Origin of the sequence: Derxia gummosa DSM 723, assembly GCF_000482785.1 — a bacterium.
Lineage (GTDB): Bacteria > Pseudomonadota > Gammaproteobacteria > Burkholderiales > Burkholderiaceae_E > Derxia > Derxia gummosa.
In genome coordinates this window covers 157,545-181,412 of the sequence record NZ_AXWS01000015.1, presented here as the reverse complement: position 1 = coordinate 181,412, position 23,868 = coordinate 157,545, and the positions used below count along the sequence as shown (strand labels likewise).

The window sequence follows — 23,868 nt, the reverse complement described above, 5'->3', positions numbered from 1 at the left end:
TGGCGCGCATCGGCCCTCAGTGCGCGGGCTTGCCGAGCGCGGCGGCGACGGCGGCGATGCGCGCATGGCGCACGGCTTCGCGGATGGCTTCGGCGGGGTTGGCGCGGGCGGGCTTCGCGGCGGGGGACGTTGGCGCGTCGGCCGCGGACTGCGCATCGGCGGCATTGGTGGACACCGGCCGGGCGCCCTGCCCTGCCGCCGCGTCCTGCGCTGCCTTGCGCGCCTCGTGCTCGGCATGGCGCGCGGTGGCTTCCTTCGCGATCGCGCCGGCGTCCACGCCACGCGCGGCCGTGAGCGCGGCAAGCCAGGGTTCGCGCCAGGGAAAGCCGGCGTCCTCCCAGCCGAGCCGGCCGCGCCGGTCGCATTCGCAGGCGTCGAGCACGCGCGCGAAGCGCTCGGGCTTGCGCATGGCGTCGCAGGCGTCGAGCGTGTCGAGCACGGTGGCGGCGCGCATCTCGTCGATCTTGTAGAAGCGGCCGTGGTCGCGCGCGACCAGCCGGGCGAGATCGCGGCAGTCGGTCGGCACCTTGAGGCGGCGGCTCACCTCCTCGGCCATCCGCTCGCTGCGCTGCTCGTGGCCGATGTGGCGCGGCAGCACGTCGGCCGGCGTCGTGCCCTTGCCGAGGTCGTGCAGCAGCGCGGCGTAGCGCACGTCGAGCGGCAGGCCGAGGCGGGCCGACATGTCGATGACCATCATCGCGTGCACGCCGGTATCGACCTCGGGGTGGTAGTCGGCGCGCTGGGGCACGCCCCAGAGGCGGTCCAGCTCGGGCAGCAGCCGCGCGAGCGCGCCGCAGTCGCGCAGCACCTCGAACATGCGCGACGGCCGCTTTTCCATGAGCCCGCGCGACAGCTCCTGCCACACGCGCTCGGGCACGAGCGCATCGACCTCGCCGGCCGCGACCATCGCGCGCATGAGCGTCAGCGTCTCGGGCGCGACGGTGAAGTCGGTGAAGCGCGCGGCAAAGCGAGCGAGCCGCAGGATGCGCACCGGGTCTTCGGCGAAGGCCGGGCTCACGTGACGGAAGACGCGCGCGGCGATGTCGGCGCGGCCGCCGTGCGGATCGGCCAGTTCGGCGGCGGACGCCGGACCTGCGGGCGGCGCGATGGCCGATGTCGCCACTTCCGTCAACGCCGGCGACACGCCAGCCGAAGCCCCTGCCGGCGCGAAACCGCCCGCCCCCGTCGCCGCGCGCTTCGCCAACGGCCGCTCGACCGACAACGCATACGGCCCGCGCGCGATCGCGTTGATCGTCAGGTCGCGGCGCAGCAGGTCTTCATCCAGCGTCACCTCGGGCGAGGCATGGATCGCGAAGCCGTGATAGCCGGGCGCGGTCTTGCGCTCGGTGCGCGCGAGTGCGTATTCCTCATGCGTGACCGGATGCAGGAAGACCGGGAAGTCCTTGCCCACCGCGACAAAGCCCATGTCGAGCAGCTGCTGCGGCGTCGCGCCCACCACGACCCAGTCGCGGTCCTGCACCGGCAGGCCGAGCAGCTCGTCGCGCAGCGAGCCGCCGACCTGGTACACGCGCGGGCCGGCATCGCCCGGCGCGGGCGGCGGCGTGAGCGGATCGCGGGGGACGGACATGGGCGGACTACTCCTGCTCGTGCGGCCGGTCGTACTTCTCGATGGCGACCGGATCGGCCACGCCGGCGGCGATCCATTCGGCCACCGCGCGCACGCCCAGCACGGCTTCCACATATGCCTGCGACGCGGCCGACAGCGGTGCCGAGTAGGTGACGAAGCGTGTCGCGACCGGCGCGTACATCGCGTCCGCCGCCGTGAATTCGGCGCCGAACAGGAAGGGCCCGCCATGCTCGGCGAGCAGCCCGCTCCACATCGCGTCGATGCGCGCCACCTCGGCCAGCGCCTCGGGCGTGTGGCCCAGACCCGGCGAGCGCTTGCGGATGTTCATCGACATGTTCTGGCGCAGCGCCTGGAAGCCGGCATGCATCTCGGCCGACACGGAGCGCGCGCGGGCGCGGGCGCGCGCATCGGCGGGCCAGACGCGCAGTTCGGGATGGCGCTCGGCCAGGTATTCGGCGATGGCGAGCGAATCCCACACCGCGAAGCCGTCGTCGAGCAGCACCGGCACGCGGCCCGACGGCGACACGCCGCCGATGAGCGCGGCGGTGTCGGGCTGGGCCAGGCGCACGAGACGCTCGGTGAAGTCGAGACCCAGATGGCGCATCAGCACCCAGGCGCGCATCGACCAGGAGGAATAGTTCTTGTCGGCAATCACCAGCTCGTACATGGCATGACCTCGGGTTACGGAAGGGTCAATGTCGCGGCGCATGCGGCGGCGCGTCAAACGAGGATTGTCGATTGTGTTGATGCACACGGCGCATTCATGGCCGCATGCATGGCGCGGGCCAGACGGGCGGCGGCGGGCGCGGCGATGAACGCGCGCGCCGAGCCGCGGGTGGTGTTGCCGCGCCGCGCGCCGGTCGCGACCGGATGCCGCCCAGCCGGGCCGACCGGATGCCGCCTCAGCGCTGCCCGGCGCGCCGGTAATCGTCGAGCTTGCCGAGCCGCCCCGTGCCGGGCAGCCAGTCGGCCGCCGCCTCGACCGGCGTGAGCGACGCGAGGCCAAGCTCGGGCGCGGGCTGCCAGCCGGCCGGCGCGACGTTGTCGGTCTTCATCGAATCGAGGTTGTCGCGCGACATCAGCGGCCCGCCCGGCGCGAATTCCAGCGCCAGCGCCTGCATGCGCGCCGCCACCGCCGGCAGCCCGATCACGCAGCGCGGATGCCCCGACGCCCGCGCCGCGAAGGCCACCAGCTCGCGCAGCGAATAGGTTTTCGGCCCGCACAGCTCGTAGGCGCGGCCGTACGTGGCCGGATCGTCGAGCGCGTTGACGAAGGCATCGGCCACATCGCCGACGAACACCGGCTGGAAGCGCGCGTCCGCGCCACCGATCGGCAGCACCGGCGCCTTCGCCGCCAGCTTCGCGAACAGGTTGAGGAAGCTGTCCTCCGGCCCGAACACCACCGACGGCCGGAAGATCGTCAGCGCCAGCGCCGAGCCGGCCACCTCGCCGCGCAACGCCGCCTCGCCGTCGCCCTTGCTGCGCTGGTACATCGACGGCCCGGCCGAATCGGCGCCGAGCGCGCTCATGTGCAGCAGCCGCAGCGGCCGGCCGGCGCGCGCGGCCTCGGCCTTCATCGCGGCGGCGATCGCGCGCGGCAGATCGACATGCGCCCGCGCGAAATCCGGGCCGTAAGGCTCGCCGCGCCGCGAATGCAGGATGCCGACGAGGTTGATGACCGCGTCCTGCCCCGCCACGAGGCGTGCGAGCGCGGCCGGATCGTTGACGTTGGCCTCGACCACCTGCGCGGTCGGCAGCGTGGGCAGCTGGCCGGCGCGCGCGGCGCGTCGCGTCGGCACGGTCACGGTCGCGCCCCGGGCGGCGAGCCGCGCGGCGATGGCGCGGCCGATGAAGCCGGTGCCGCCAATCAGGAGAATTCGTCGATGCTTCATTGGACTCGGATGTTGTTGGTCTTTGAATCGGGTCCGCAGCGCAAGTTCACGGCAGATCGGTCGTGGCCGCAGCCGAGGGCGCGATGCTGCCGAGCCGGCTCCTCAGCGACTGCGGACGGCCCTCGAACAATGCCGCGTACAGCGTCGCATTGGCGAGCACGCGCTTCACGTAATCGCGCGTCTCGTTGAACGGGATCGTCTCGGCAAAGATGGCGCCCTCCACCGGCCGGGTGAGCGTCGAGCGCCACTGGCGCGCCCGGCCCGGCCCGGCGTTGTAGGCCGCCGAGGCGAGCACGGCCGACTGGTCGAGGTCGTCGTACACGAGCCTGAGATAGCTGGTGCCGAGGGTGATGTTGGTGTCGGGCTCGTCGATGAGTTCGGGCTTGTAGTCGGCCCAGCCGATGCGCTTCGCCACGTACTTCGCGGTCGCAGGCATCACCTGCATCAGCCCGGCCGCGCCCACCGAGCTGCGCACCGACGGCATGAAGCGCGATTCCTGGCGCACCAGGCCGTACACCCAGGCCGGATCGAGCGAGAGCTGGCTGGCCTGGCGCTCGACCAGATCGCGGAAGGGGCTGATGTAGCGCAGCGAGTAGTCGTGCTCGTCGCGCGTGCGCTCGGCGGCGGCGATGGCGCGGTCGTAGATGCCCTGACGGCGCGCGTACTCGGCGGCGGCGAGCAGCTGGCGGTCGGTAAGGCCGCGCATCTGCCAGTTCCATTCGCGGATGGCCTCGAAGCGCAGGTTGAGCGCGTAAAAGCGCAGCGAGCGCGCGATGCCGCCGTTGCTGCCGAAGGGCGCGACCTCGGCATCGCCGGGCGCGGGCGCGCGCGGCGGCACGGTGATGGGCCGGCCGAGGTCTTCATGCGCGAGCAGCGCGTAGAAGGACTGGTCGCCGGCGATCGAGCGCAGCAGCTCCTTCGCGCGTTCGGGGCTTTGCGGCTGGATCGCGCGGGCGCGCCAGTACACCCAGGCCGGATCGGCGGCCATGCCGGGGCTCATGCGGTCGATGGCGATGCGCAAGCCCTTCCAGTCGCCGGCGCGCAGCGCGGCGCGGGCCTGCCAGACGAGCACGTCGTCGGGCAGGCGGGCGTCGGGCGACGCGGCGTCGGCGCGGCGGAACCAGTCGGCCGCCTCGGGCAGCGTGCGGCGCGCGGCGATGCCGCCCAGTTGCGCCCAGGCGGCGGCGGCGCGCGCGGGCGCGAGCCGGGCGCCGATGCGGTCGGCCCAGACGGCGGCGGCGCGCGGGTCGTCGCGCGCGATGCGGATGAGCGCGAGCACGGCCAGTTCCTGCGACGGCGCGTCGCTGAGGTCGGCCTTGGCGAGGAAGACGGCGGGCTTGTCGGCGGCCTGGTCGAGGGCCGACTTGTCGGGCGCGTTGGCGAGCCAGCGCGCGGCGCGGCGCGATTCGGTCAGGCGATTGGCGTCGAAGGCGATGCGCAGGAAATGCCAGATGTCGTCGTCATTGAGCACCTGGCCGGCGGCGAGCGTCTCGACCAGCAGCTGGCAGCCGTCGCCCCAGCCCTTGCCGTCGAACAGCAGCGGCGCGGCATCGCGCGACAGCGCATCGCGCAGGGCGTCACGCGCCGACGGCGACAGCGCGCCCTCGACCGAGCTGGCCGATTCGCCGAGCAGGCGCTGGGCGCGGAAGGCGAGCGCGTAGCACTCCAGCTGGCGGTCGTCCTTCAGCACGAACAGCGGGTACTGCTGCTCGAACAGGTCGATGTCGCGGCGCTTGCCGACGGCGAGCAGCCAGTCGTTGCGCAGCCGGTCGGCGATCGCCTCGCCCTGCCAGCGCGCGAGGTAGGCGCGGATGGCCTCGTCGGGCGTGACGGCGCGCGGCAGGCCGTTGCCGTCGTAGATCTGGGCGCGCAGGCGGTAGTACTCGACGTAGGACGGGATGTCGAAATCGGGCGGCAGCGCGTCGGCCAGCGCCTGGACGCGGGCGGCATCGTTGGCGCGCGAGGCCTCGCGCAGCGCGACGAAGATGTCGTCGGGCGATTGCGGAATGGCGGCGCGCGCGGCGGCGGCCGTGGCGCCCGACGCGGCGGCGGTCACGCCGGAGGCCGAGCCTGCCGCGCCAGAGGCCGCGAGCGCGGCACCCGCACCGTTGGCGGAAACCGCCATGCCCGCGACCGTCCCGGCATGCCGGGCGGCGGATTTCGATGCCACGATGCCGGCCGGCTGGGCCGACACGACGCTGGCATCGAGGCTCATGCAAAGGGCGGTCGCCACCATGGCGCGCGCTTGATTTCGAAGGAAAACGGACACCATGACTGCGACTGTTTCGGGCGACCAAACGACTCTAGCACGCAAGGAATTGCGCCAATTGCTGCTGAAAAGGCGCGCCGAAATCCCCGCCGAGGAACGCGCGAAAGCCGAGGCCGCGATCGCGCGCAATGCCTTCGACGCGATCGTCGCGCTCGCGGGCGAACGGGGGCTCGCCGGGCGGGTGGTGGCGGCCTATCTGCCGATCCGTGGCGAGCCGGAGCTGGATGCGCTGTGGCGGATGCTGCTCGACGCCGGCGCGCAGCTCGGGCTGCCGGTGGTGGTCGAGAAGGCGGCGCCGATGGTGTTCCGCGAATGGGACGGGACGGCGCCGCAGGGGCGCGACGCGCTCGGGCTGGCGGTGCCGGCCGAGGATGTGCGGGTGGTGCCGGAGGTGCTGGTGATTCCGTGTGTGGGGTTCGATCCGGCGGGGTGGCGGCTGGGGTATGGCGGGGGCTACTACGACCGCACGCTGGCCGAGCTGATCGCGGGCGGGGCGAAGTCGGTGGGCATCGGCTTCGAGTCGGCGCGTTGCGCGCTGGAGGCCGAACCGCACGACATCGCGCTCGATGCCGTCGCGAGCGATGCCGGCAGGTCGATGACCGGCCGGCACTGATACAGGTTCAGGGCTTGGCCGGCAGGCGGCCTTGCAAACCGAGCCGATTCCACAACCCTTTCACCGGCCCCGCCGCATTCAGCGTGTAGAAGTGCAGCCCCGGCACGCCGGCGGCCAGCAGCCGCTCGCACATGTCGGTCATCACATCCAGGCCGAAGGCGCGGATCGACGCGAGGTCGTCGCCGTAGTCGCGCAGGCGCTCGCCGATCCAGCGCGGCAGCTCGGCGCCGCAGCCTTCGGCAAAGCGGCGCAGGCTCGTGAAATTGGTGATCGGCATGATCCCCGGCACGATCGGCACGGTCACGCCGGCCTTGCGCACGTCATCGACGAAGCGGAAGTAGGCGTCGGCGTTGAAGAACATCTGCGTGATGGCCGAGTCGGCGCCCGCGTTCACCTTGCGCACGAAGTTGGCGAGGTCGGCCGAGGCCGAGCGCGCCTGCGGATGCACTTCCGGATAGGCCGCGACCTCGATGTGGAAGTGGTCGCCCGTCTCGGCGCGGATGAACTCGACCAGCTCGTTGGCGAAGCGGAACTCGCCGATCTCGCCCCAGCCCGACGGCAGGTCGCCGCGCAGCGCGACGATGCGGCGGATGCCGGCGCCCTTGTATTCGTTGAGGATGTCGCGGATGCCGGCGCGCGTGGAGCCGACGCAGGACAGGTGCGGCGCGGCCGGCACGCCATCGGCGATCACGTCGAGCACGGCGGCGAGCGTGCCTTCGCGCGTGGTGCCGCCGGCGCCGAAGGTCACGCTGATGAAGTCGGGCCCGAGCGCGATGAGTTCGGCGCGCGTGGCGGCGAGCTTCTGCGCGCCCTCGGGCGTCTTGGGCGGGAAGAATTCGAAGCTGTAGCTGCGTTGCATGTTTTGTTTCCGTTCAGGCCTCGCGGGCCGGCACGAGGAAGGACAGCAGCCAGGAGATCAGGCCGTACAGCAGCCCGCCGAGCACGCCGGCCCAGAAGCCGCCGACGCTGAAGCCTTCGAGGATGGAGCCGACGAACCAGAACAGCAGGCCGTTGACCACTAGGTAGAAGAAGCCGAGCGTGAGCACGGTGATGGGCAGCGTCACCAGCACCAGCACCGGCCGGATCAGCAGGTTGACGACGCCGAGCACGGCCGCCGCGATGAGCGCCGAGCCGAAGCTGGCAACGTGCACCGAGGGCATCACATAGGCCACGCCGAGCAGCGCGATCGCATTGAGCAGCCAGACGAGCAGGAGGCGCATCGGTTTCCTCGTGGGGAATCGGTTGCCGCGCCGGGAGCGCGGCGGTCATGCGGCTGGCCGCCAGGGGCATGCCGCGCGCTTGCGCGGGCCACTGCCGTCGCGGCGGTGGCCCGTCGAGAGGACGGCGCTCGCCGCCCCGCCCGCATCAGTAGCGGTAGCTGTCCGGCTTGTACGGGCCTTCGGTGCTGACGCCGATGTAGCGCGCCTGCGCGTCGCTGAGCTTGGTCAGCTTCACGCCGAGCTTGCGCAGTTGCAGGCGGGCGACCTTCTCGTCCAGATGCTTGGGCAGCACGTACACGCCGATCGGATAGGCCGAGGTGTTCGTGAACAGCTCGATCTGGGCGATCGTCTGGTTCGCGAAGGAGCTGCTCATGACGTAGCTCGGATGGCCGGTGGCGCAGCCGAGGTTCACGAGGCGGCCCTCGGCCAGCAGGATGATCCGCTTGCCGTCCGGGAAGATCACATGATCGACCTGGGGCTTGATGTTCTCCCACTGGTACTGCTTGAGGCTCGCGACGTCGATCTCGTTGTCGAAGTGACCGATGTTGCAGACGATGGCCTGGTCCTTCATCGCGACGAGATGCTCGTGCGTGATGACGTGCAGGTTGCCCGTGGCGGTCACGAAGATGTCGGCGTGCGCGACGGCGTCTTCCATCGTCACGACGCGGTAGCCCTCCATCGCGGCCTGGAGCGCGCAGATCGGGTCCACTTCGGTCACCCACACCTGGGCCGACAGCGCGCGCAGCGCCTGGGCGCAGCCCTTGCCCACGTCGCCGTAGCCGCACACCACGGCGACCTTGCCGGCGATCATCACGTCGGTGGCGCGCTTGATGCCGTCCACCAGCGATTCGCGGCAGCCGTAGAGGTTGTCGAACTTGCTCTTGGTGACCGAGTCATTCACGTTGATGGCCGGGAACTTGAGCTTGCCGTCCTTGGCCATCTGGTACAGGCGCTTGACGCCGGTGGTCGTCTCTTCGGTCACGCCCTTGATCTTGCCGAGGCGGGCCGAGTACCACGCCGGATCGGTCGCGAGCTTGGCCTTGATCGCCGCGAACAGCACGGTCTCTTCCTCGCTGCCGGGGCTGGCGAGCACCGACAGATCCTTCTCTGCATCGGCGCCAAGGTGCAGCAGCAGCGTCGCGTCGCCACCGTCGTCGAGGATCATGTTCGAGTAGCCGCCGTCGGCCCATTCGAAGATGCGGTGGGTGTAGTCCCAGTACTGCTCCAGCGTCTCGCCCTTGACGGCGAAGACGGGCACGCCGGTCGCGGCGATGGCGGCGGCGGCATGGTCCTGGGTCGAGTAGATGTTGCACGAGGCCCAGCGCACTTCGGCGCCGAGCGCGACCAGCGTCTCGATGAGAACGGCGGTCTGGATCGTCATGTGCAGCGAGCCGGTGATGCGCGCGCCGCGCAGCGGCTTGGTGGCGGCGTATTCGTCGCGGATCGCGATGAGGCCGGGCATCTCGGTCTCGGCGATGCGGATTTCCTTGCGGCCCCAGTCGGCGAGGCCGAGGTCGGCAACGATGAAGTCTTGTGTTTCGATGGGCTTGATGACGGCGCTCATAGACTCGCGCCCTCCTTTCTTGATGTTCAAAAAAGATGGTTCGCGAGCGCCGTTGATCGCAGGGCGAGCTGCCCGGCTTCAGGTCGGGACGCGGCGCTATGGCGGCGGCGTCCTTCGCGCTTCGAGCCTGGCGGGAAAGCTTCCCGTCGCAACGCTCCTCGAAACGCGGCGCGGATTATAGAGCGGTAGCGAGACCGCTCAATCCGTCGAATTGGGGATTCGGCCGGCAGGGCCGGCTGACAAGTGCTGCCGCGCGTGCCGACGCACGGCAGTCGAGCGGAACCATGGCGCCGGGCATGCAGCACGCGCCCGTGTGGCGCGGCTCGGGCACGTACCGCTCGGCGATACCGCGCATTCAGACCGTGCGCGAGCGCGTGTTCTCGAACACCGCCGGCTTGGCGCACTTGGGAATCATCGCCGCCGGCACCGACGGCGCACCGCCCGCGCGCTTTGCTGCGCGCATGCGGCCGAGCTTGCGGATCACACGGCCCGGCAGGGCCAGCCCGTTGCTCCACAGCCAGCGGATCGGCGCGAAGCCAAGCACGATCGCGATCGGCACGAGGATGGTCGGCGAGGCGCCGTGCTTCAGCCCATGCATGAACAGCGAGTAGTACTCCTTGAAGATGGGCGCGGCGCGCATCTTCGCCTTGAGGATGCGCGCCGGCTTGAGCGGCTCGTCGAAGCAGTCGGGGATGGGCAGGTTGCTGACCCGGAAGTTGAGCATCGAGCGCACGCACTTCTCGCACTTGCCGCAGTTGCGGCCCATCGAGGCTTCCTGCCAGCACACGCGCAGGCCCTGAGCGCCCGCCGGCCAGGTGGCGATCGCGGCAACCTTCTGCGTGCGGGTGTGGCTCGCGCCGTCGTGGATGATCTGCATGCGCTCGCTCGTGAGCAGCGCATCGGTGATGGGCAGCGAGCCGTAGGGAATCACCAGCTCGTCATAGGCCTTGGTGCTGCCGACCAGCGCGGCGCGCGCCACGCCCTGCACCGTGTGCATCGCGGCGGCAAGCGCGGCCACGTGCGCGTCTTCCCAGCTCACGGGCACGAGCTGGCGGAAGTTGGTGCGGATGCGGACGAGGGGCACCTTCACGTCGTCGAGCGTGCGACGCGCCCCCTCGAAGGCGTGCTCGTAGGCGGCCTCGTCATCCAGGCCGATGTCGAAGCCGTGGATGAAGGCGCAGGCCTGGAGCTTGCGGCTGCGGTAGCCGACCTGGGCCTTGGCATGGCGCATCGCGGTGAAGGTGGCATCGACCCCACCCGAGAACGCGGCCACCGCGTCGAAGGGTGCCGCCGGCAGCGAAGGTTCCTGCACCGCCTGCGCGAACACGCGGATGCGCTTGTAGGTCTTGGGAATCCAGCGCACCCAGGCCTCGCCGAACTCTTCGAGGTTGGCGAGCAGTCCATGCGTGACGGTGCCGTCGATGCGCACGTCGGCATTGAGCGCCATCGCCCACTGGTACACCGCCAGCAGGAAGATCTCCGCGTCGGGCGCTTCCCAGGCCCAGGGCCTTTCGGCTTCGAACCAGAGTTCGCCGAAGTCCTGGCGCCCGGCGGGTGTCAGAAGGGAGATGTCGGCACTGTGGCGGACATAACGCTCGCTGCCGGTCACGCGGGGCGCGCCAACCAGCAGCGTGTTCGGGCAGTTGCCCGAGGACGGCTTGGGATCCAAGGAAACACCTCGCGGGTGAGGAGGATGCCTGCGCCAGGCAAGCGCTCCTAAGCATCCTTCCGCATCAGACCAACGGATTTTCCCTGACTTTTACCCGCTACCGTCCGGCGCCGATCAAAGGAAATTGCGAAGGATTTCGGCCTTGTCGGTGGCTTCCCAGGTGAACTCGGGTTCACTTCGTCCGAAGTGACCATACGCCGCCGTCTTGCGATAGATGGGCCGGGGCAGATCCAGCATCTGGATGATGCCCTTGGGGCGCAGATCGAAGTTCGCCTCGACCAGTTCGGCGATCTTCGCGTCGTCGATCCTGCCGGTGCCCTTGGTATCGACTGTGATGTTGATGGGCCGCGCGACGCCGATCGCATAGCTCACCTGCACCACGCACTGCTTCGCGAGGCCGGCGGCGACGATGTTCTTCGCCACGTAGCGCGCCGCGTAGGCGGCCGAACGATCGACCTTCGTCGGGTCCTTGCCCGAGAACGCGCCACCACCGTGGGGCGCCGCGCCGCCGTAGGTATCGACGATGATCTTGCGGCCCGTCAGGCCGGCGTCGCCGTGCGGGCCGCCGATGATGAAGGCGCCGGTCGGATTCACGAGATAGCGCGTGTCCTGAAGCATTTCGGGCGGCAGCACCGGCTTGATGATCTCCTCGATCACCGCTTCCTCGATCTCCTTGTGCGTCTTGGACGGGTGATGCTGGGTCGAGAGCACGACCGTATGCACAGACACCGGCTTGCCATCGACGTAGCGCAGCGTGAGCTGCGACTTGGCGTCCGGGCGCAGCCAGGGCAGACGGCCGTCGCGGCGCAGCTGGCTCTGGCGCTCGACGAGGCGGTGCGCGTAGTAGATCGGGAAGGGCATCAGCTCCGGCGTCTCGTCGCAGGCATAGCCGAACATCAGGCCCTGGTCGCCCGCGCCCTGGTCGAGGTGCAGGCCCTTGCCTTCATCGACGCCCTGGGCGATGTCGGGCGATTGCTGGCCGTAGCACACATGCACCGAGCAGCCGTCGGCGTCGAAGCGCAGTTCGGGGTCGTTGTAGCCGATGCGGCGGATCGCTTCACGCGCGACCTTGGCGTAATCGACCTTGGCGCTGGTGGTGATCTCGCCGGCCAGCACGCACAGGCCGGTAGTCACGAGGGTTTCGGCCGCGACGCGCGCGGTCGGGTCCTGCGCCAGGATGGCGTCGAGGACGGCGTCCGAAATCTGGTCGGCCACCTTGTCGGGATGGCCTTCGGAAACGGATTCGGAGGTGAAGAGATATTCGCGCCCCATGTACGTGCTCCTTCGGATCTTGGTAGGAGCGGGGCGGCCAAAGCGGGAGGGTCCAGGTCGGAGCGACGCTTTAGCGGTATTTGATGAACGCCCCGCAAGTTGTCCAGTTAACTCGGCGTGCGAACATTATAGGTTCGTGACGCTCCCCCCCGCCGGACGACGGTCGCGCGAACAGCGCTGACTAACCCGGCCACTTCCGATTCCCGTTCCTTTCCCCCTGTTCCGATGCTGACCCTGCTGCGGGTGTTCTCGCTGCTTCCCCTGCGCCTGCTTGCGCTGATCGGCACCGTCGGCGGCTGGCTGACCTGGGCCTTCAGCGGCCGCTACCGCGCGCGCCTGAGCAACAACCTGCGCCAGGCCGGCCTGTATTCCAAGGCCACGCGCAATGCCGCGATTGCCGCCGCTGGCCAGGCGCTCGCCATCCTTCCCAAGATCTGGCTGCGGCCGAACGAGGAGGTGAAGCGGCGCATCGTCTGCAACTCGCTCGACGTGATCGACAAGGCCGAGCGCGAGGGCAAGGGGATCATCTATCTCGTGCCGCACATCGGCTGCTTCGAGGCGGCGGCTTCGCTGCTCGCGTCGCGCAAGCCGCTCATGGCGATGTACCGGCTGCCGCACAAGCCTTACCTCAACGAAGTGCTGCGGCTCGGCCGGCTGCGCGAGGGCATGACGGTGGCGCCCGCGACGCTCGGCGGCGTGCGCGAACTGGCGCGCGCCCTCAAGCGCGGCGAGACGGTCGCGATCCTGCCCGACCAGGCGCCGTCGGGTGGCGAAGGCATCTGGGTCGATTTCTTCGGCAAGCCTGCCTACACCATCACCCTGCCTGCCAAGCTGTGGCGCATGTCGGGCGCGGCCATCGTCATCACCGAGCCGAGGCTGGATGCGCTGCGCGGGCGCTATCTGGTGGACTTCCACCGCTTCGTGCCGCCCGAGTCGGACGACCCCGAGGTGTTCACGCTCGCGATGAACAAGGCGCTCGAAGACCTGATCCGGCGCATGCCCGACCAGTACCTCTGGGGCTATCACCGCTACAAGCATCCGGCCGGCGCGCCCGAACCTCCGGGCGGCCTCGACAAGCATCGCGAGGGGCTGGTCTGAGCCGGCCCCGCCTTCTTCAAGCGACATGACCGATTCCAACAAGCGGGGCGCTTCCGCCCTCGCCCGCGCCGGCGCGCATGCGGCCGTCGGCTTCATCGCCGCGCTGCGCTTCGTGCCGCATCCACTGCTGCGCGCGCTGGGCAACGGCCTGGGCGCGCTGCTGTGGCGCGTGGCCGGCTCGCGCCGCCGCATCGTGCTGCGCAATCTCGAACTCTGCTTTCCCGAGCTGGACGCCGCCGCGCGCGAGCGCCTGGGCCGGGCGCATGTGCGCATGCTCGCGCGCAGCCTGCTCGACCGCTCCTTCGCCTTCTCGGCCAGCGCCGAACGGCTGCGCCAGCTCGTGAAGATCGAGCACCGCGAGCGTCTGCCCGATGACCGCCCCGTCATCCTGCTGAGTCCGCATTTCGTCGGACTCGACGCGGGCGCGGCGGTGCTGTCGATCGACCGCGACTGGTGCTCGGTGATGAGCACGCAGAGCAATCCGGTGTTCGACAAGGCGGTGCGCGACGGCCGCCTGCGCTTCGGTCACGGGCTGCTGCTGTCGCGCCAGGAGGGGCTGCGCGCGATCGTGCGCGCGATCCGCGACCTGCGCGCCTTCTACTACCTGCCCGACATGGACTTCGGCCCGCGCGACTCGGTATTCGTGCCCTTCATGGGCGTACCGGCGGCCACGATCACCGGCCTCGCCCGGCTCGCGCAGATGACGCGCGCGGCCGTCGTGCCCTGCGTGACGCGCATGACCGACGACGGCTATGTGGTGACGCTCTATCCGGAGTGGGAGAACTTTCCGGGCGATCTGCCGCCCGACGATCCGGCCCACGCGCGGCGCATGAACGCCTTCATCGAGGAGCGCATCCGCGAGATGCCGGAGCAGTACTACTGGGTGCACCGGCGCTTCAAGACGCGGCCGCCGGGCGAGCCGTCGCTGTATTGACCAAGCGGCGCACAGGCGCCTTTGCGCCAGACGGCACGCCGCACGCAATACCCAGCGCCACGCCCGCGGGGCTTGCTGCGCTGGAAGTCGCCAGCCTCAGCCGACGATCTTCTTCAGGTCCGCCGCGATGTCCGCCGGCGGCTGCTCGCCGCGCAGGAAGAGGCGCAGCCGGCCCTCGGCGTCGAGCACGTACATGCCCGCGAAATGGTCGACGCTGTAGCTGTCGGGCGTGCTGCCGGGCACCTTCTGGTAGAAGGCGCGCCATTGCTTGGCCACGTCGGCGACCTGCTCGGGTGTGCCCGTGAGGCCGACGAAGCGCGGGTCGAAGGCCGGCACGTAATGGCCGAGCAGATCGGGCGTGTCGCGCTCCGGATCGACCGACACGAACAGCACCTGCACGCGGTCGGCGTCGGGTCCCAGCTGCTTCATCGCCTGCGACAGCGTGGCCATCGTGGTCGGGCAGATATCGGGGCAGTGGGTGAAGCCGAAGAACAGCACCACCGCCTTGCCCTTGTACTCGCCGATCGAATGCGGCTTGCCGTCATGGCCGGTGAGCGTGAAGTCGCCGCCGATGCTGCTGCCCGTGATGTCGGTGCCGTGGAACTCTGGAGCGCGGGAACAGCCCGCGATGGCGATGACGGAGGCAAGCAGGACGGCGGCAAGCTTCATGGCAGATGGAGGTAGTGATCGACGAGCAGCGCCGCGAACAGCAGCGCGAGATAGACGATCGAGTACCGGAAGGTCCGGCGCGCGATGTCGTCGCTGTAGCGTCGCCACACGCGCCATGCCAGTTGCACGAAGCGCGCGCCGAGCAGCAGCGCGCACGCAAGGTACACCACCCCACTCATCCGGATGGCGAAGGGCATGAGCGTGACCGCCACCAGCGCCAGCGTGTACAGGAACACATGCAGGCCGGTCAGCTCGCGGCCGTGCGTCACGGGCAGCATCGGCAGACCCGACTTGCGGAAATCCTCGGTGCGGTAGAGCGCGAGCGCCCAGAAGTGCGGCGGCGTCCACACGAAGATGATGAGCACCAGCAGCCAGGCCTCGGGCGTGAGCTGGCCGGTGGCCGCGACCCAGCCGAGCGCTGGCGGCATCGCGCCCGACAGGCCGCCGATCACGATGTTCTGCGGCGTGTTGGGCTTGAGCAGCACGGTGTACACGACCGCGTAGCCGATGAAGGTGGCAAACGTCAGCCACATGGTCTGCGCGTTCACCCAGGTCAGCAGCACGGCCATGCCGGCGCCGCCGACCGCGCCCGCGAAGGCCAGCACGCGCTGCGGCGGGATCTCGCCGCTGGCGGTGGCGCGGCGGCGCGTGCGGCTCATGCGCGCATCGACCTCGCGCTCGATCAGGCAATTGACGGCGAAGGCCGCGCTCGCCATCAGCCAGATGCCGGCCGAGCCGGCGAGCACGATGCGCCATGACGGCGGCTCGGGCGTGGCGAGGAACATTCCGATCACGGCGCAGAACACCGCGAGCTGGGTGACGCGCGGCTTGGTCAGTGCCCAGTACTGGCGCAGGCTGGCGGACTGACGTGCGACGGCGATGCTGGCTTGCATGGCGTGACCTCCTCGACGACGGACCTGACGGCACGGCCTGCGCGCATCCGGATCGCGACGAGCACGAGCAGAAGCGTGGCCGCCCCCGCGTTGTGCGCCACCGCGACCGCCAGCGGCAGGCCGTAATGCACATTCGAGATGCCGAGGGCAAGCTGCGCAAGCAGTGCCGACCCGAGACCGAGCGCGAGCCAGCGCAGGCCCGGCGCGAAGTACGCCCGCAGCATGCAGCGCGCGATGGCGACGGTCGCCACCAGCGCGAACATGCGATGCGTCCAATGGATGGCCGTGAGCGCGGCGAAGGGCAGCGGCTCGCCATCGGCGGCCATGCCGAGCGGCCGCATGAGATGGAAGGCATCGCCGAAGTTCATCGGCGGCACGAGGGCGCGCTGGCACAACGGCAGATCGGGACAGGCGAGCGCCGCGTGATTGGTGCTGACCCAGCCGCCCAGCATGATCTGCACCGCGAGCGCGCCGAGCGCGAGCGTGGCCGCCGCGCGCACCGAGCGCAGGCCGCGCGGCTCGGGCAGCAGGCGCGGCGCGGCGCGCCGGCCCGGCGGCAGCAGCGCGAGGCAGCCGAGCAATGCAAGCGTTGTCATGCCGCCGATCAGATGGCCGGTGACGATGGCGGGCCGCAGCAGCAGCGTGACCGTCCAGGCGCCGAACGCGCCTTGCAGCAGCACCACGCCCAGCAGCAGCAGCGCGAGTCGCGCGCGCGCCGGCGCCTGCAAGCGCTTGCGCCAGGCGCCGATCGCCAGCGCGAGGATGAGCAGACCGAGGCTCGCCGCGAGGTAGCGATGCGCCATCTCCTTCCATGCCTTGGCCATCGACACGGGGCCGAAGGGCGCGTCCTGCTCGGCGGCGGCGATGTGCTCGCTCGCATGGGCCGGCGTGGGATGGCCGTAGCAGCCGGGCCAGTCGGGGCAGCCGAGGCCGGCGTCGCTCAGGCGCACATAGGCGCCGAGCACGACCACGCCGAGCGCGAGCGCCGCCGCCAGCGCCGCCAGCCGGCGGAAGCGCCGGTCGTCGCCCTCCTCCAGCCAGCGCACGAGCGCGCCGACGATCACGCAGCCGACGAAGACGGCGATGGCGAGGACGAGGGCGGGATGCATGCGATGCGCGTTCCTGTGGATGCCGGCCGTCAGCCGATGCGCGAGACCTTGAGCAGCCGCGCGAGGTCGCGCCTCATGCGCGCGCCGTCGGAGGCAGCCGGCCAGGCGAGCATGAGTTCGTCGCGCGGATCGAGGAGGCGCGGCGCCGAGCCGCCATCGCCGAGCCAGCGCAGGAGCGCGGCGCGGCTCGCGCCGTCGGCGACGCGCAGCACGGTCAGGTCGGGATGCTCGGCGAGCAGGGCCGCGTCGGGCATGGCGCCGTCGGTCACGAGCCAGACGCGCTCGATGCGCACGCGGTCCTCGCCGGTGCCGGCGCGCAGCTGGCGCGTGAGCCAGAGGTGATGGCGGCAGGCGGCGTCGCAGGCGGCGGGCGCGGCGACGAGCATGCGCCAGCGCGGCGGATGCGCCGCGGAGCGCGGCAGCGATGGATTGCCAGCGAGCGCCGGAGGCACACCACCGGCGAGTGACAATGACGTCGGCTCGGCGCGGCGGCTGGCGGATTGCCGCATGTCGACCGGCCGGCCGCCGAGATCGAGCGTTGCAAGCGCTGGCAAGGCACGCGGCGGATCGACGAGCGCGCCGTAGTTGCCGCGCGCGCCGGGCCAGTCGAGGCTCCAGGCCGCGAGCGCCGCCAGCAGGGGCGCGAGGCTCACCGCGAGCACGGCCCACAAGGGCCACAGGCGACGCGGCGGACGCGGGGACGGGACGGCGAGCGTGGCGGGCATGGCGGCTCCGGTTCAGTCGGGCAGATGGCGCGAGGGCGCCGCGGCGGCGGGGCGGGCCGGCTCGGCGTCCGACGACGCGGCCAGTGAATCGGCCGACGGCTCGGTCCGGCCCATCGGCGCGGCGACTCGCGTGTCGTCAGTGATCGGTCCACCCTCGCCCGCCGCCGGCGCGCGGCCGCGCCGTAGTCCGGCACGCGCCCACATCACGAGTGCGACGCCCGCGAGGCCGAACCATTGCACCGCGTAGCCGTAGTGCTTGGCCGCGCCGGAGCCGGGCTCGTCCCACAGCCGCACAAGCTCGTCATGCGTGTCGGTCGTCTGCTGCACGACGAAGGGTTGCAGCACGAGGCCGGTGCGCTGGGCGAAGGCGTCGAGCGCGAAGTTGAGCCAGATGCCCTTGTCCTTGTCGGCGCCCATGCCCGAGAGATTCCAGTAGCTCGCGAGCTGGGGCGCGGCCTTGCCTTCGATCTCGATGTCGCCGGCCGGCGGCGGAGGCGCATCCACATGGTCGCGGCGCGCCGGATCGCGCGGCCACCAGCCGCGGTTGACGCTCGTGGCCGCGCCGCCGTCGGCGGGCACGAAGGCGGTGATGACGTAGAAGCCCGCGCGGTCGGCGAGCATGCGGTTGTCGATGTAGACGGTGGTTTCGGGCAGGAAATGCCCGCGCAGCCTCACGTGCCGCTGGGCGACGGCCTGGGGCTCGACCAGTGCGCCGCCGATGCTCACGGGTTCGGCGCGATCGGCCGCTTGCGCGGCGGCGTACAGCGCCCGCTTCTCGTGGGCACGGCCGAGCTGCCATTGCCCGAGTGCAAGCGTTGTCACGACAAGGCCGAGCGCCGCGACCGTCGGCCAGAACGAGGGTTTGAAGGGGACTGCCACGGTGGTCCAATGCGATGACTGACGGAACCGGGACAATGCCATGAAGCTGCTCGTCGCCCTTGCCTTCGCCGTGATCGTCGCCAGCCTGTTCTCGGCGCTGTTCTTCCTGCTCAAGAGTCGCGACAGCGCCCGCACGGCGCGCGCGCTCACGCTGCGCATCGGCCTCTCGATCGCGCTGTTCCTGTTCATCCTGCTGGCCTGGAGGCTCGGCTGGATCGAGGCGCACGGCGTGGCGTTCAGACGCATGGGCGGCTGATCAGAGCCAGTACACGAGCACGTAGAGCCCGAGCCACACCACATCCACGAAGTGCCAGTACCAGGCGGTCGCCTCGAAGGCGAAGTGGTGGCGCGGCGTGAAATGCCCGCGCATCGAACGCACCAGCATCACGGTCAGCATGATCACGCCGAGCGTGACGTGAAAGCCGTGAAAGCCGGTCAGCATGAAGAAGGTCGAGCCGAACACGCCCGAACTGAGCTTGAGGTTCAGCTCGGTGTAGGCGTGGTGGTACTCGTAGGCCTGGAAGCTCAGGAACACGGCGCCGAGCAGCACCGTGAGCGCGAGGCCGAGCGTGAGCTGGCCGCGCTTGCCCGCAAGCAGGCCGTGATGCGCCCAGGTGACGGTGGCGCCCGAACTCAGCAGCAGCAGCGTGTTGATCGTGGGAATGGGCCAGGGGCCCATCGTCTGGAAGTCGTCGATGGTGCCGGCCGGCCCCTCGGTGGGCCAGGCCGAACTGAAGCCGGGCCACAGGAAGGCCTGGTGATTGGCGTCGGCCAGCCAGGGCACGGTGATGACACGCGCGTAGAGCAGCGCGCCGAAGAAGGCGCTGAAGAACATCACCTCCGAGAAGATGAACCAGCCCATGCTCCAGCGAAAGGACATGTCCACATGCTCGCTGTAGCTGCCGCGCTCCGACTCGTCGATGACCTCGCCGAACCAGCCGAACAGCATGTACGCGAGGATGGCGAAGCCGATCGCAAGCGACCACGGCCCGGGGCCGATGCCGTTGACCGTCATCGCCGCGCCGAACACCACGAACAGCATCGCGCACGATCCGACCAGCGGCCACTTCGACGGCGCGGGCACGAAGTAGCGCGGCGCGGGTCCGCCGTGCGGCAAAGGCGCGGCGTGGGCGCTCGGACTGGCATGCTGGGTGGCGCTCATGATCTCGACTCCCACGGTTGAAGCTGCATTCGATCTTCGGGTTCAGGCCAGCACCAGCCGGACGATGGCCACCAGCGCGAGCACGAACAGCAGGCCCGCCGCGATGCCGACGATGACCAGCTGCATCGGCCGGATGCGCGCGAAGTCCTCCGCATGCGCGGCCCCGCGCCGCACGCCGAAGAACGACCAGAACACCGCGCGCGCGACCTGGCCGAGGCTGGCGCGAGGCGACGGCGCACCGGCCTCGGCCGGCGCGCGGGCATCGGCGCGCGGATCGCGCGCTGCGGCATCGGGGTCGGGGCGATCGTGGTCGTCATCGCGGCTCACGCTCCGTCTCCGGCGCGGGCGGTCGTGGCGCCGCTGCGCGCGCCGCCGACGGCGGCGAGCGAGCCGCCCGGAATCTCGAAGAAGGTGTACGACAGCGTCACCGTGGCCACTTCGCGCGGCAACGCGCGGTCAATCACAAACACGACCGGAAAGCGCCGCGTCTCGCCCGCGCGCAGCAGCTGCTGGCGAAAGCAGAAGCACTCCAGCTTGCGCAGATGGGCGGCGGCCTGCACCGGCGCGTAGCTCGGGATGGCCTGGCCGACGATGTCGCGCGCGGCATGGTTGGTGATCTCGTATTCGATCGTCACCAGCTCGCCCGGATGCGCGTCGAGCGAATGCCGCACCGGGCGAAAGCTCCAGTCGGCGCGCGGGCTGGCGTCGAATTCGATCGTGACCGTGCGCGTCGCGTCCACCGCCGATGCGCCCGTCTCGGCCGCGTCGGCCTTGACGATGCGGTTGACGCCCGTGAGTTCGCAGATCGACTTGTAGAAAGGCACGAGCGCGAAGCCGAAGGCGAACATCACCGCCGCCATCACCGCGAGCTTGCGCAGCATGACGGCGTTGAGCGTGGCGACGCGGGCGGCGGGCATGCGTGCCTCAGGCGCCGAGCAGGCCGATCTTGACGATGATGCCGACGAAGAACACGGCGGCAATCGTGGCGAGGATCAAGCCGGTGCGCAGCGCGGCGCGCCGGCGCGCGTCATCGGCGGCGGGCGCCTCGTGTTCCGGCCTCAGGGTCATGACCATCATTTCGTCGTCGAGCTGCATGGCGGCCTCCTTCACTTGACGATGGGCGGGTCTTCGTAGGTGTGGTGGGGCGCGGGCGAATCGACCATCCACTCGAGACCCTCGGCGCCTTCCCAGGCATTGGGCGGCGCCTTCGGCCCGCCGCGGATGCACTTGAGCACCGCCCACAAAAAGATGAGCTGCGACAGCCCGAAGCCGAAGGCGCCGACGCTTGCAAGCATGTTGAAATCGGCGAATTGGAGCGGGTAGTCGGCATAGCGGCGCGGCATGCCCGCGAGGCCGAGGAAGTGCATCGGGAAGAAGGTGACGTTGAAGAAGATCAGCGAGCACCAGAAGTGCAGCTTGCCGAGCTTCTCGTCGTAGTAATGGCCGGTCCACTTGGGCAGCCAGTAGTAGGTGCCGCTGAACAGCGCGAACAGCGAGCCGGCCACCAGCACGTAATGGAAGTGCGCGACGACGTAGTAGGTGTCCTGCAACTGGATGTCGATGGGCGCGACCGACAGGATCACGCCCGTCAGCCCGCCGATCGTGAACACGAAGATGAAGCCGAGCGCGAACAGCATCGGCGTCTCGAAGGTCATCGCGCCGCGCCACATCGTGGCCAGCCAGTTGAAGATCTTCACGCCCGTGGGCACGGCGATAAGCGCCGTCGCGTACATGAAGAAGAGCTGGCCTGTCACCGGCATGCCCGTGGTGAACATGTGGTGGGCCCAGACCATGAACGAGAGGATGGCGATCGAGCCCGTGGCATAGACCATCGAGCTGTAGCCGAACAGCGGCTTGCGCGCGAAGGCCGGGATGACGTGCGAGATGATTCCGAAGGCGGGCAGGATCATGATGTAGACCTCCGGATGCCCGAAGAACCAGAAGATGTGCTGGAACATCACCGGGTCGCCGCCGCCCGCCGCGTTGAAGAAATGCGTGCCGAAATGGCGGTCGGTCAGCACCATCGTGATGGCGCCCGCGAGCACCGGCAGCACCGCGATGAGCAGATAGGCGGTGATGAGCCAGGTCCACACGAACATCGGCATCTTCATGAGCGTCATGCCCGGGGCGCGCATGTTGAGGATGGTCACGATGATGTTGATCGAGCCCATGATCGAACTCGCGCCGAGGATGTGCAGCGCGAAGATGGCCATGTCCATGCCGATGCCCATCTGCGTCGAGAGCGGCGCGTACATGGTCCAGCCCGCCGCCATCGCGCCGCCGGGCACGAAGAAGCTCGTGACGAGCAGCAGCGCGGCCGGCGGCATGAGCCAGAAGCTGAAGTTGTTCATGCGCGCGAAGGCCATGTCGGAGCAGCCGATCATCAGCGGCACCATCCAGTTCGCGAAGCCCACGAAGGCCGGCATGATCGCGCCGAACACCATGATCACGCCGTGCATCGTCGTGAGCTGGTTGAAGCGCTCGGGCTCGAACAGTTGCAGCCCGGGCTGGAACAGCTCGGCGCGGATGCCGAGGGCGAGCACGCCGCCGGTCAGCAGCATCGTGAAGCTGAACCACATGTAGAGCGTGCCGATGTCCTTGTGGTTGGTGGCGAACAGCCAGCGCCGCCAGCCCTCGGGCGCGCCGTGGGCGTGTGGGTCATGTTCGATGCCGGGCAGGACTGCGCTCATGGGCTTCTCCGGCGGCGTGGTTGTAAGCCGCAATCGGGATGAATCTTCGACGGCCGGCATGTCGGCCATCGCCCTCGCTCTGCTGGCGTCGCCGTCGCGGGCGGCGCCTGTTGGTATGGGAGGCGCCGGCTACCTGGCCGTGCGCGCCGCCGCGATGTCGCGCGGCTGGATCACCTGATCGACGCTGTTGCCCCAGGCATGCTTGGTGTAGGTGATGACCGAGGCCAGCTCCACGTCCGACAGCGACTGCCACGGCGGCATGCGGTTGTTGCGGCCGTGCAGGACCACGTCGATCTGCTCGGCCGGCGCGCCCGTCACCACCTTGCTGCCGACGAGCGCCGGCGCGCCGATCGCGGCGTTGCCGCTGCCGTTGGCCTGATGGCAGGCGGCGCAGTTGGTCTCGAACACGGTCTTGCCGCGCGCGGTCAGCTCGGCGAGCTGCCAGGTCTTGGCCGGATCATCCGCAAGCGCTTGCAATTCGCGCTTCTTGTTCGCCACCCAGGCCGCGTAATCCTCGCGCGAGAGCACCTGCACGACGATGGGCATGTACGCATGCTCCTTGCCGCACAGCTCGGCGCACTGGCCACGATAGGTGCCGACGGCCGTGGCGCGAAACCAAGTGTCGCGCACGAAGCCGGGGATGGCGTCCTGCTTCACGGCGAAGGCCGGCACGAACCAGGCGTGGATGACGTCGGTCGCGGTGGTGATGACACGGATCTTGGAATCGACCGGCACCACGAGCGGCTGATCGACCTCGATCAGGTAGTTGGCGTTGCTCTCCCGGTCGTTGGACAGCGAGGCGAGCTGGGTGCGCGGCGTGGCGAGATTGCTCAGGAAGCTGATGCCCTCGCCTTCGCCGCGCAGGTATTCGTAGCCCCATTTCCACTGGTAGCCGGTGGCCTTGATCGTGATGTCGGCGCTCGACGTGTCCTTCATCGCCACGACGATGCGCGTGGCCGGCACGGCGATGGCCACGACGATCAGGAAGGGAATGACGGTCCAGATGATCTCGACCGTCGTGTTCTCGTGGAAGTTGGCCGGCTGGTGCCCGACCGATTTCCGGTGCCGCAGGATGGCGATGAACATCCATGCGAACACGAACAGGAAGATCGCGACGCAGATGCCCATCACGTAGTGGTGGAGGCTGTAGATCTCCTCCGCCATGGGCGACATGGGCGGCGCGAGGTTGTACTTGCTCTGTACCCCGTCGGCCGCGCGGGCCGCCTGGGTCGATGCGATGAGCGCGAGCGCGAGGCACGGCGTTCTGAGCATGATCTCCCTCGTATGGAGGCTGTCGAACGCCCTCACGGTGCCGCGCGGGCTTGCGCGACATCGGGCTGGAGGCGCCCGGCCGGTTCTACGTTGGCGCGCCTTGCCGCCGCCCGGCCGCTTGCGCGGCTGACGTCAGGCTGACGACAAAGGCGAGCCGATCATAGGAACACTCGCCTGCCCCGCGCACCGGGGGCTTCCCCTCGGGTGCGGCCGCCGCGACGGTGGTCGCCATGGCCGGCCCGGGGGCTCGCGGTACGCGTTGCGAGTCTCGGCGGGCGCGCGGGCCGGGCGCACGGGCGCTTACGGTCGGCAACATCGGACCGAAGCTCGCGAGCCTTGTCGTGCGGCGC

At 69.9% G+C, this 23,868-nt stretch carries 24 protein-coding genes and 1 riboswitch; of the genes, 4 read left to right on the top strand and 20 right to left on the bottom strand.

Annotation, left to right across the window (positions count from 1 at the left end; genetic code table 11):
• Nucleotides 1-16: 16 nt before the first annotated feature.
• The 4 genes from H566_RS25805 to H566_RS0116270 form a co-directional block, all read right to left on the bottom strand.
• Entirely contained in the window at nt 17-1,588 is a 1,572-nt protein-coding gene (locus H566_RS25805) for a multifunctional CCA addition/repair protein (protein WP_084545201.1), read from the bottom strand.
• 7 nt (nt 1,589-1,595) lie between these two features.
• Complete coding sequence (locus H566_RS0116280; RefSeq protein WP_028312261.1) at nt 1,596-2,255, bottom strand: glutathione S-transferase family protein; 660 nt, start codon at nt 2,253-2,255, stop codon at nt 1,596-1,598.
• Between the two features lie 235 nt (nt 2,256-2,490).
• Nucleotides 2,491-3,480 (bottom strand): complex I NDUFA9 subunit family protein, encoded by a 990-nt coding sequence (locus tag H566_RS0116275; RefSeq protein ID WP_028312260.1) that lies wholly within the window; start codon nt 3,478-3,480, stop codon nt 2,491-2,493.
• A gap of 46 nt (nt 3,481-3,526) precedes the next feature.
• Entirely contained in the window at nt 3,527-5,695 is a 2,169-nt protein-coding gene (locus H566_RS0116270; RefSeq protein WP_156924469.1) for a lytic transglycosylase domain-containing protein, read from the bottom strand.
• Between the two features lie 55 nt (nt 5,696-5,750).
• Between H566_RS0116270 and H566_RS25800 the strand changes: the two genes are divergently transcribed.
• Entirely contained in the window at nt 5,751-6,362 is a 612-nt protein-coding gene (locus H566_RS25800) for a 5-formyltetrahydrofolate cyclo-ligase (RefSeq protein WP_084545200.1), read from the top strand.
• 7 nt (nt 6,363-6,369) lie between these two features.
• Here the strand turns inward: H566_RS25800 and metF are convergent, their stop codons facing one another.
• The 5 genes from metF to metK form a co-directional block, all read right to left on the bottom strand.
• Nucleotides 6,370-7,221, bottom strand: a complete 852-nt coding sequence (gene metF / locus H566_RS0116260) for a methylenetetrahydrofolate reductase [NAD(P)H] (RefSeq protein ID WP_028312258.1) — start codon at nt 7,219-7,221, stop codon at nt 6,370-6,372.
• 13 nt (nt 7,222-7,234) lie between these two features.
• Nucleotides 7,235-7,582 (bottom strand): phage holin family protein, encoded by a 348-nt coding sequence (locus H566_RS0116255; RefSeq protein WP_028312257.1) that lies wholly within the window; start codon nt 7,580-7,582, stop codon nt 7,235-7,237.
• A 145-nt stretch (nt 7,583-7,727) separates the two neighbouring features.
• Nucleotides 7,728-9,146 carry an adenosylhomocysteinase gene (ahcY, locus tag H566_RS0116250; protein WP_028312256.1) on the bottom strand — a complete coding sequence of 473 codons (1,419 nt, stop codon included), beginning with the start codon at nt 9,144-9,146 and terminating at the stop codon, nt 7,728-7,730.
• A 37-nt stretch (nt 9,147-9,183) separates the two neighbouring features.
• Nucleotides 9,184-9,312, bottom strand: a riboswitch (S-adenosyl-L-homocysteine riboswitch).
• Between the two features lie 189 nt (nt 9,313-9,501).
• Entirely contained in the window at nt 9,502-10,815 is a 1,314-nt protein-coding gene (locus H566_RS27640) for a hypothetical protein (protein WP_051378875.1), read from the bottom strand.
• 114 nt (nt 10,816-10,929) lie between these two features.
• Nucleotides 10,930-12,087, bottom strand: coding sequence for a methionine adenosyltransferase (metK, locus tag H566_RS0116240; protein WP_028312255.1), 1,158 nt, complete (start codon nt 12,085-12,087; stop codon nt 10,930-10,932).
• 225 nt (nt 12,088-12,312) lie between these two features.
• On the opposite strand from metK, the gene H566_RS0116235 reads away from it, so the two are divergent.
• Both H566_RS0116235 and H566_RS0116230 read left to right on the top strand, forming a co-directional pair.
• Nucleotides 12,313-13,185, top strand: a complete 873-nt coding sequence (locus H566_RS0116235) for a lysophospholipid acyltransferase family protein (RefSeq protein ID WP_028312254.1) — start codon at nt 12,313-12,315, stop codon at nt 13,183-13,185.
• Nucleotides 13,186-13,210: 25 nt separating this feature from the next.
• Nucleotides 13,211-14,119: an LpxL/LpxP family acyltransferase gene (locus tag H566_RS0116230; RefSeq protein WP_084545199.1), complete on the top strand. Its 909-nt coding sequence runs from the start codon at nt 13,211-13,213 to the stop codon at nt 14,117-14,119.
• A 96-nt stretch (nt 14,120-14,215) separates the two neighbouring features.
• On the opposite strand, the gene H566_RS0116225 is transcribed toward H566_RS0116230, so the two are convergent.
• From H566_RS0116225 to H566_RS25785, 5 genes are read right to left on the bottom strand one after another with little or no spacing between them, the layout of a single operon-like run.
• Nucleotides 14,216-14,788 carry an SCO family protein gene (locus tag H566_RS0116225; protein ID WP_028312252.1) on the bottom strand — a complete coding sequence of 191 codons (573 nt, stop codon included), beginning with the start codon at nt 14,786-14,788 and terminating at the stop codon, nt 14,216-14,218.
• Nucleotides 14,785-15,681 (bottom strand): heme o synthase, encoded by an 897-nt coding sequence (gene cyoE / locus H566_RS0116220; protein ID WP_051378874.1) that lies wholly within the window; start codon nt 15,679-15,681, stop codon nt 14,785-14,787. Before cyoE ends, H566_RS0116225 begins: the two co-directional genes overlap by 4 nt.
• Nucleotides 15,621-16,790 (bottom strand): COX15/CtaA family protein, encoded by a 1,170-nt coding sequence (locus tag H566_RS25790; protein ID WP_084545198.1) that lies wholly within the window; start codon nt 16,788-16,790, stop codon nt 15,621-15,623. Before H566_RS25790 ends, cyoE begins: the two co-directional genes overlap by 61 nt.
• 29 nt (nt 16,791-16,819) lie before the next feature.
• Nucleotides 16,820-17,515 (bottom strand): hypothetical protein, encoded by a 696-nt coding sequence (locus H566_RS0116210; RefSeq protein ID WP_028312250.1) that lies wholly within the window; start codon nt 17,513-17,515, stop codon nt 16,820-16,822.
• Between the two features lie 12 nt (nt 17,516-17,527).
• The gene (locus H566_RS25785) at nt 17,528-18,394 is read right to left on the bottom strand and encodes an SURF1 family protein (protein ID WP_051378873.1); all 867 of its coding nucleotides are present in this window, start codon (nt 18,392-18,394) and stop codon (nt 17,528-17,530) included.
• A 40-nt stretch (nt 18,395-18,434) separates the two neighbouring features.
• On the opposite strand from H566_RS25785, the gene H566_RS0116200 reads away from it, so the two are divergent.
• Entirely contained in the window at nt 18,435-18,650 is a 216-nt protein-coding gene (locus tag H566_RS0116200) for a twin transmembrane helix small protein (RefSeq protein WP_028312249.1), read from the top strand.
• Here H566_RS0116200 and H566_RS0116195 read toward each other — a convergent pair whose 3' ends face one another.
• The 6 genes from H566_RS0116195 to coxB form a co-directional block, all read right to left on the bottom strand.
• On the bottom strand, nt 18,651-19,556 hold the full coding sequence (locus tag H566_RS0116195) for a cytochrome c oxidase subunit 3 (RefSeq protein ID WP_084545196.1): 906 nt from the start codon (nt 19,554-19,556) through the stop codon (nt 18,651-18,653).
• A 42-nt stretch (nt 19,557-19,598) separates the two neighbouring features.
• Nucleotides 19,599-19,883 carry a DUF2970 domain-containing protein gene (locus tag H566_RS27635; protein WP_051378872.1) on the bottom strand — a complete coding sequence of 95 codons (285 nt, stop codon included), beginning with the start codon at nt 19,881-19,883 and terminating at the stop codon, nt 19,599-19,601.
• Nucleotides 19,880-20,473 carry a cytochrome c oxidase assembly protein gene (locus H566_RS0116185; protein WP_028312247.1) on the bottom strand — a complete coding sequence of 198 codons (594 nt, stop codon included), beginning with the start codon at nt 20,471-20,473 and terminating at the stop codon, nt 19,880-19,882. The genes H566_RS27635 and H566_RS0116185 overlap by 4 nt, the downstream gene beginning before the upstream one ends.
• A 7-nt stretch (nt 20,474-20,480) precedes the next feature.
• On the bottom strand, nt 20,481-20,651 hold the full coding sequence (locus H566_RS0116180) for a cytochrome oxidase small assembly protein (RefSeq protein WP_156924467.1): 171 nt from the start codon (nt 20,649-20,651) through the stop codon (nt 20,481-20,483).
• Between the two features lie 11 nt (nt 20,652-20,662).
• Nucleotides 20,663-22,246: a cytochrome c oxidase subunit I gene (gene ctaD, locus H566_RS0116175; protein WP_028312245.1), complete on the bottom strand. Its 1,584-nt coding sequence runs from the start codon at nt 22,244-22,246 to the stop codon at nt 20,663-20,665.
• Nucleotides 22,247-22,375: 129 nt separating this feature from the next.
• The gene (gene coxB, locus H566_RS25775) at nt 22,376-23,518 is read right to left on the bottom strand and encodes a cytochrome c oxidase subunit II (RefSeq protein WP_034412043.1); all 1,143 of its coding nucleotides are present in this window, start codon (nt 23,516-23,518) and stop codon (nt 22,376-22,378) included.
• Between the last annotated feature and the right edge of the window lie 350 nt (nt 23,519-23,868).

Bases quoted from the DNA above. Each gene is read 5' to 3' on its own strand.
- H566_RS0116225 (WP_028312252.1), bottom strand. From the start codon at position 14,788: ATGAAGCTTGCCGCCGTCCTGCTTGCCTCCGTCATCGCCATCGCGGGC.
- H566_RS0116195 (WP_084545196.1), bottom strand. From the start codon at position 19,556: ATGAGCGCCACCCAGCATGCCAGTCCGAGCGCCCACGCCGCGCCTTTG.
- ctaD (WP_028312245.1), bottom strand. From the start codon at position 22,246: ATGAGCGCAGTCCTGCCCGGCATCGAACATGACCCACACGCCCACGGC.
- H566_RS0116270 (WP_156924469.1), bottom strand. From the start codon at position 5,695: ATGAGCCTCGATGCCAGCGTCGTGTCGGCCCAGCCGGCCGGCATCGTG.
- metK (WP_028312255.1), bottom strand. From the start codon at position 12,087: ATGGGGCGCGAATATCTCTTCACCTCCGAATCCGTTTCCGAAGGCCAT.
- H566_RS0116235 (WP_028312254.1), top strand. From the start codon at position 12,313: ATGCTGACCCTGCTGCGGGTGTTCTCGCTGCTTCCCCTGCGCCTGCTT.
- H566_RS0116280 (WP_028312261.1), bottom strand. From the start codon at position 2,255: ATGTACGAGCTGGTGATTGCCGACAAGAACTATTCCTCCTGGTCGATG.
- coxB (WP_034412043.1), bottom strand. From the start codon at position 23,518: ATGCTCAGAACGCCGTGCCTCGCGCTCGCGCTCATCGCATCGACCCAG.
- H566_RS0116230 (WP_084545199.1), top strand. From the start codon at position 13,211: ATGACCGATTCCAACAAGCGGGGCGCTTCCGCCCTCGCCCGCGCCGGC.
- H566_RS0116180 (WP_156924467.1), bottom strand. From the start codon at position 20,651: ATGCAGCTCGACGACGAAATGATGGTCATGACCCTGAGGCCGGAACAC.
- metF (WP_028312258.1), bottom strand. From the start codon at position 7,221: ATGCAACGCAGCTACAGCTTCGAATTCTTCCCGCCCAAGACGCCCGAG.
- H566_RS0116185 (WP_028312247.1), bottom strand. From the start codon at position 20,473: ATGCCCGCCGCCCGCGTCGCCACGCTCAACGCCGTCATGCTGCGCAAG.
- H566_RS0116200 (WP_028312249.1), top strand. From the start codon at position 18,435: ATGAAGCTGCTCGTCGCCCTTGCCTTCGCCGTGATCGTCGCCAGCCTG.
- H566_RS25790 (WP_084545198.1), bottom strand. From the start codon at position 16,790: ATGCATCCCGCCCTCGTCCTCGCCATCGCCGTCTTCGTCGGCTGCGTG.
- ahcY (WP_028312256.1), bottom strand. From the start codon at position 9,146: ATGAGCGCCGTCATCAAGCCCATCGAAACACAAGACTTCATCGTTGCC.
- H566_RS0116210 (WP_028312250.1), bottom strand. From the start codon at position 17,515: ATGCCCGCCACGCTCGCCGTCCCGTCCCCGCGTCCGCCGCGTCGCCTG.
- cyoE (WP_051378874.1), bottom strand. From the start codon at position 15,681: ATGCAAGCCAGCATCGCCGTCGCACGTCAGTCCGCCAGCCTGCGCCAG.
- H566_RS25800 (WP_084545200.1), top strand. From the start codon at position 5,751: ATGACTGCGACTGTTTCGGGCGACCAAACGACTCTAGCACGCAAGGAA.
- H566_RS25805 (WP_084545201.1), bottom strand. From the start codon at position 1,588: ATGTCCGTCCCCCGCGATCCGCTCACGCCGCCGCCCGCGCCGGGCGAT.
- H566_RS0116255 (WP_028312257.1), bottom strand. From the start codon at position 7,582: ATGCGCCTCCTGCTCGTCTGGCTGCTCAATGCGATCGCGCTGCTCGGC.
- H566_RS0116275 (WP_028312260.1), bottom strand. From the start codon at position 3,480: ATGAAGCATCGACGAATTCTCCTGATTGGCGGCACCGGCTTCATCGGC.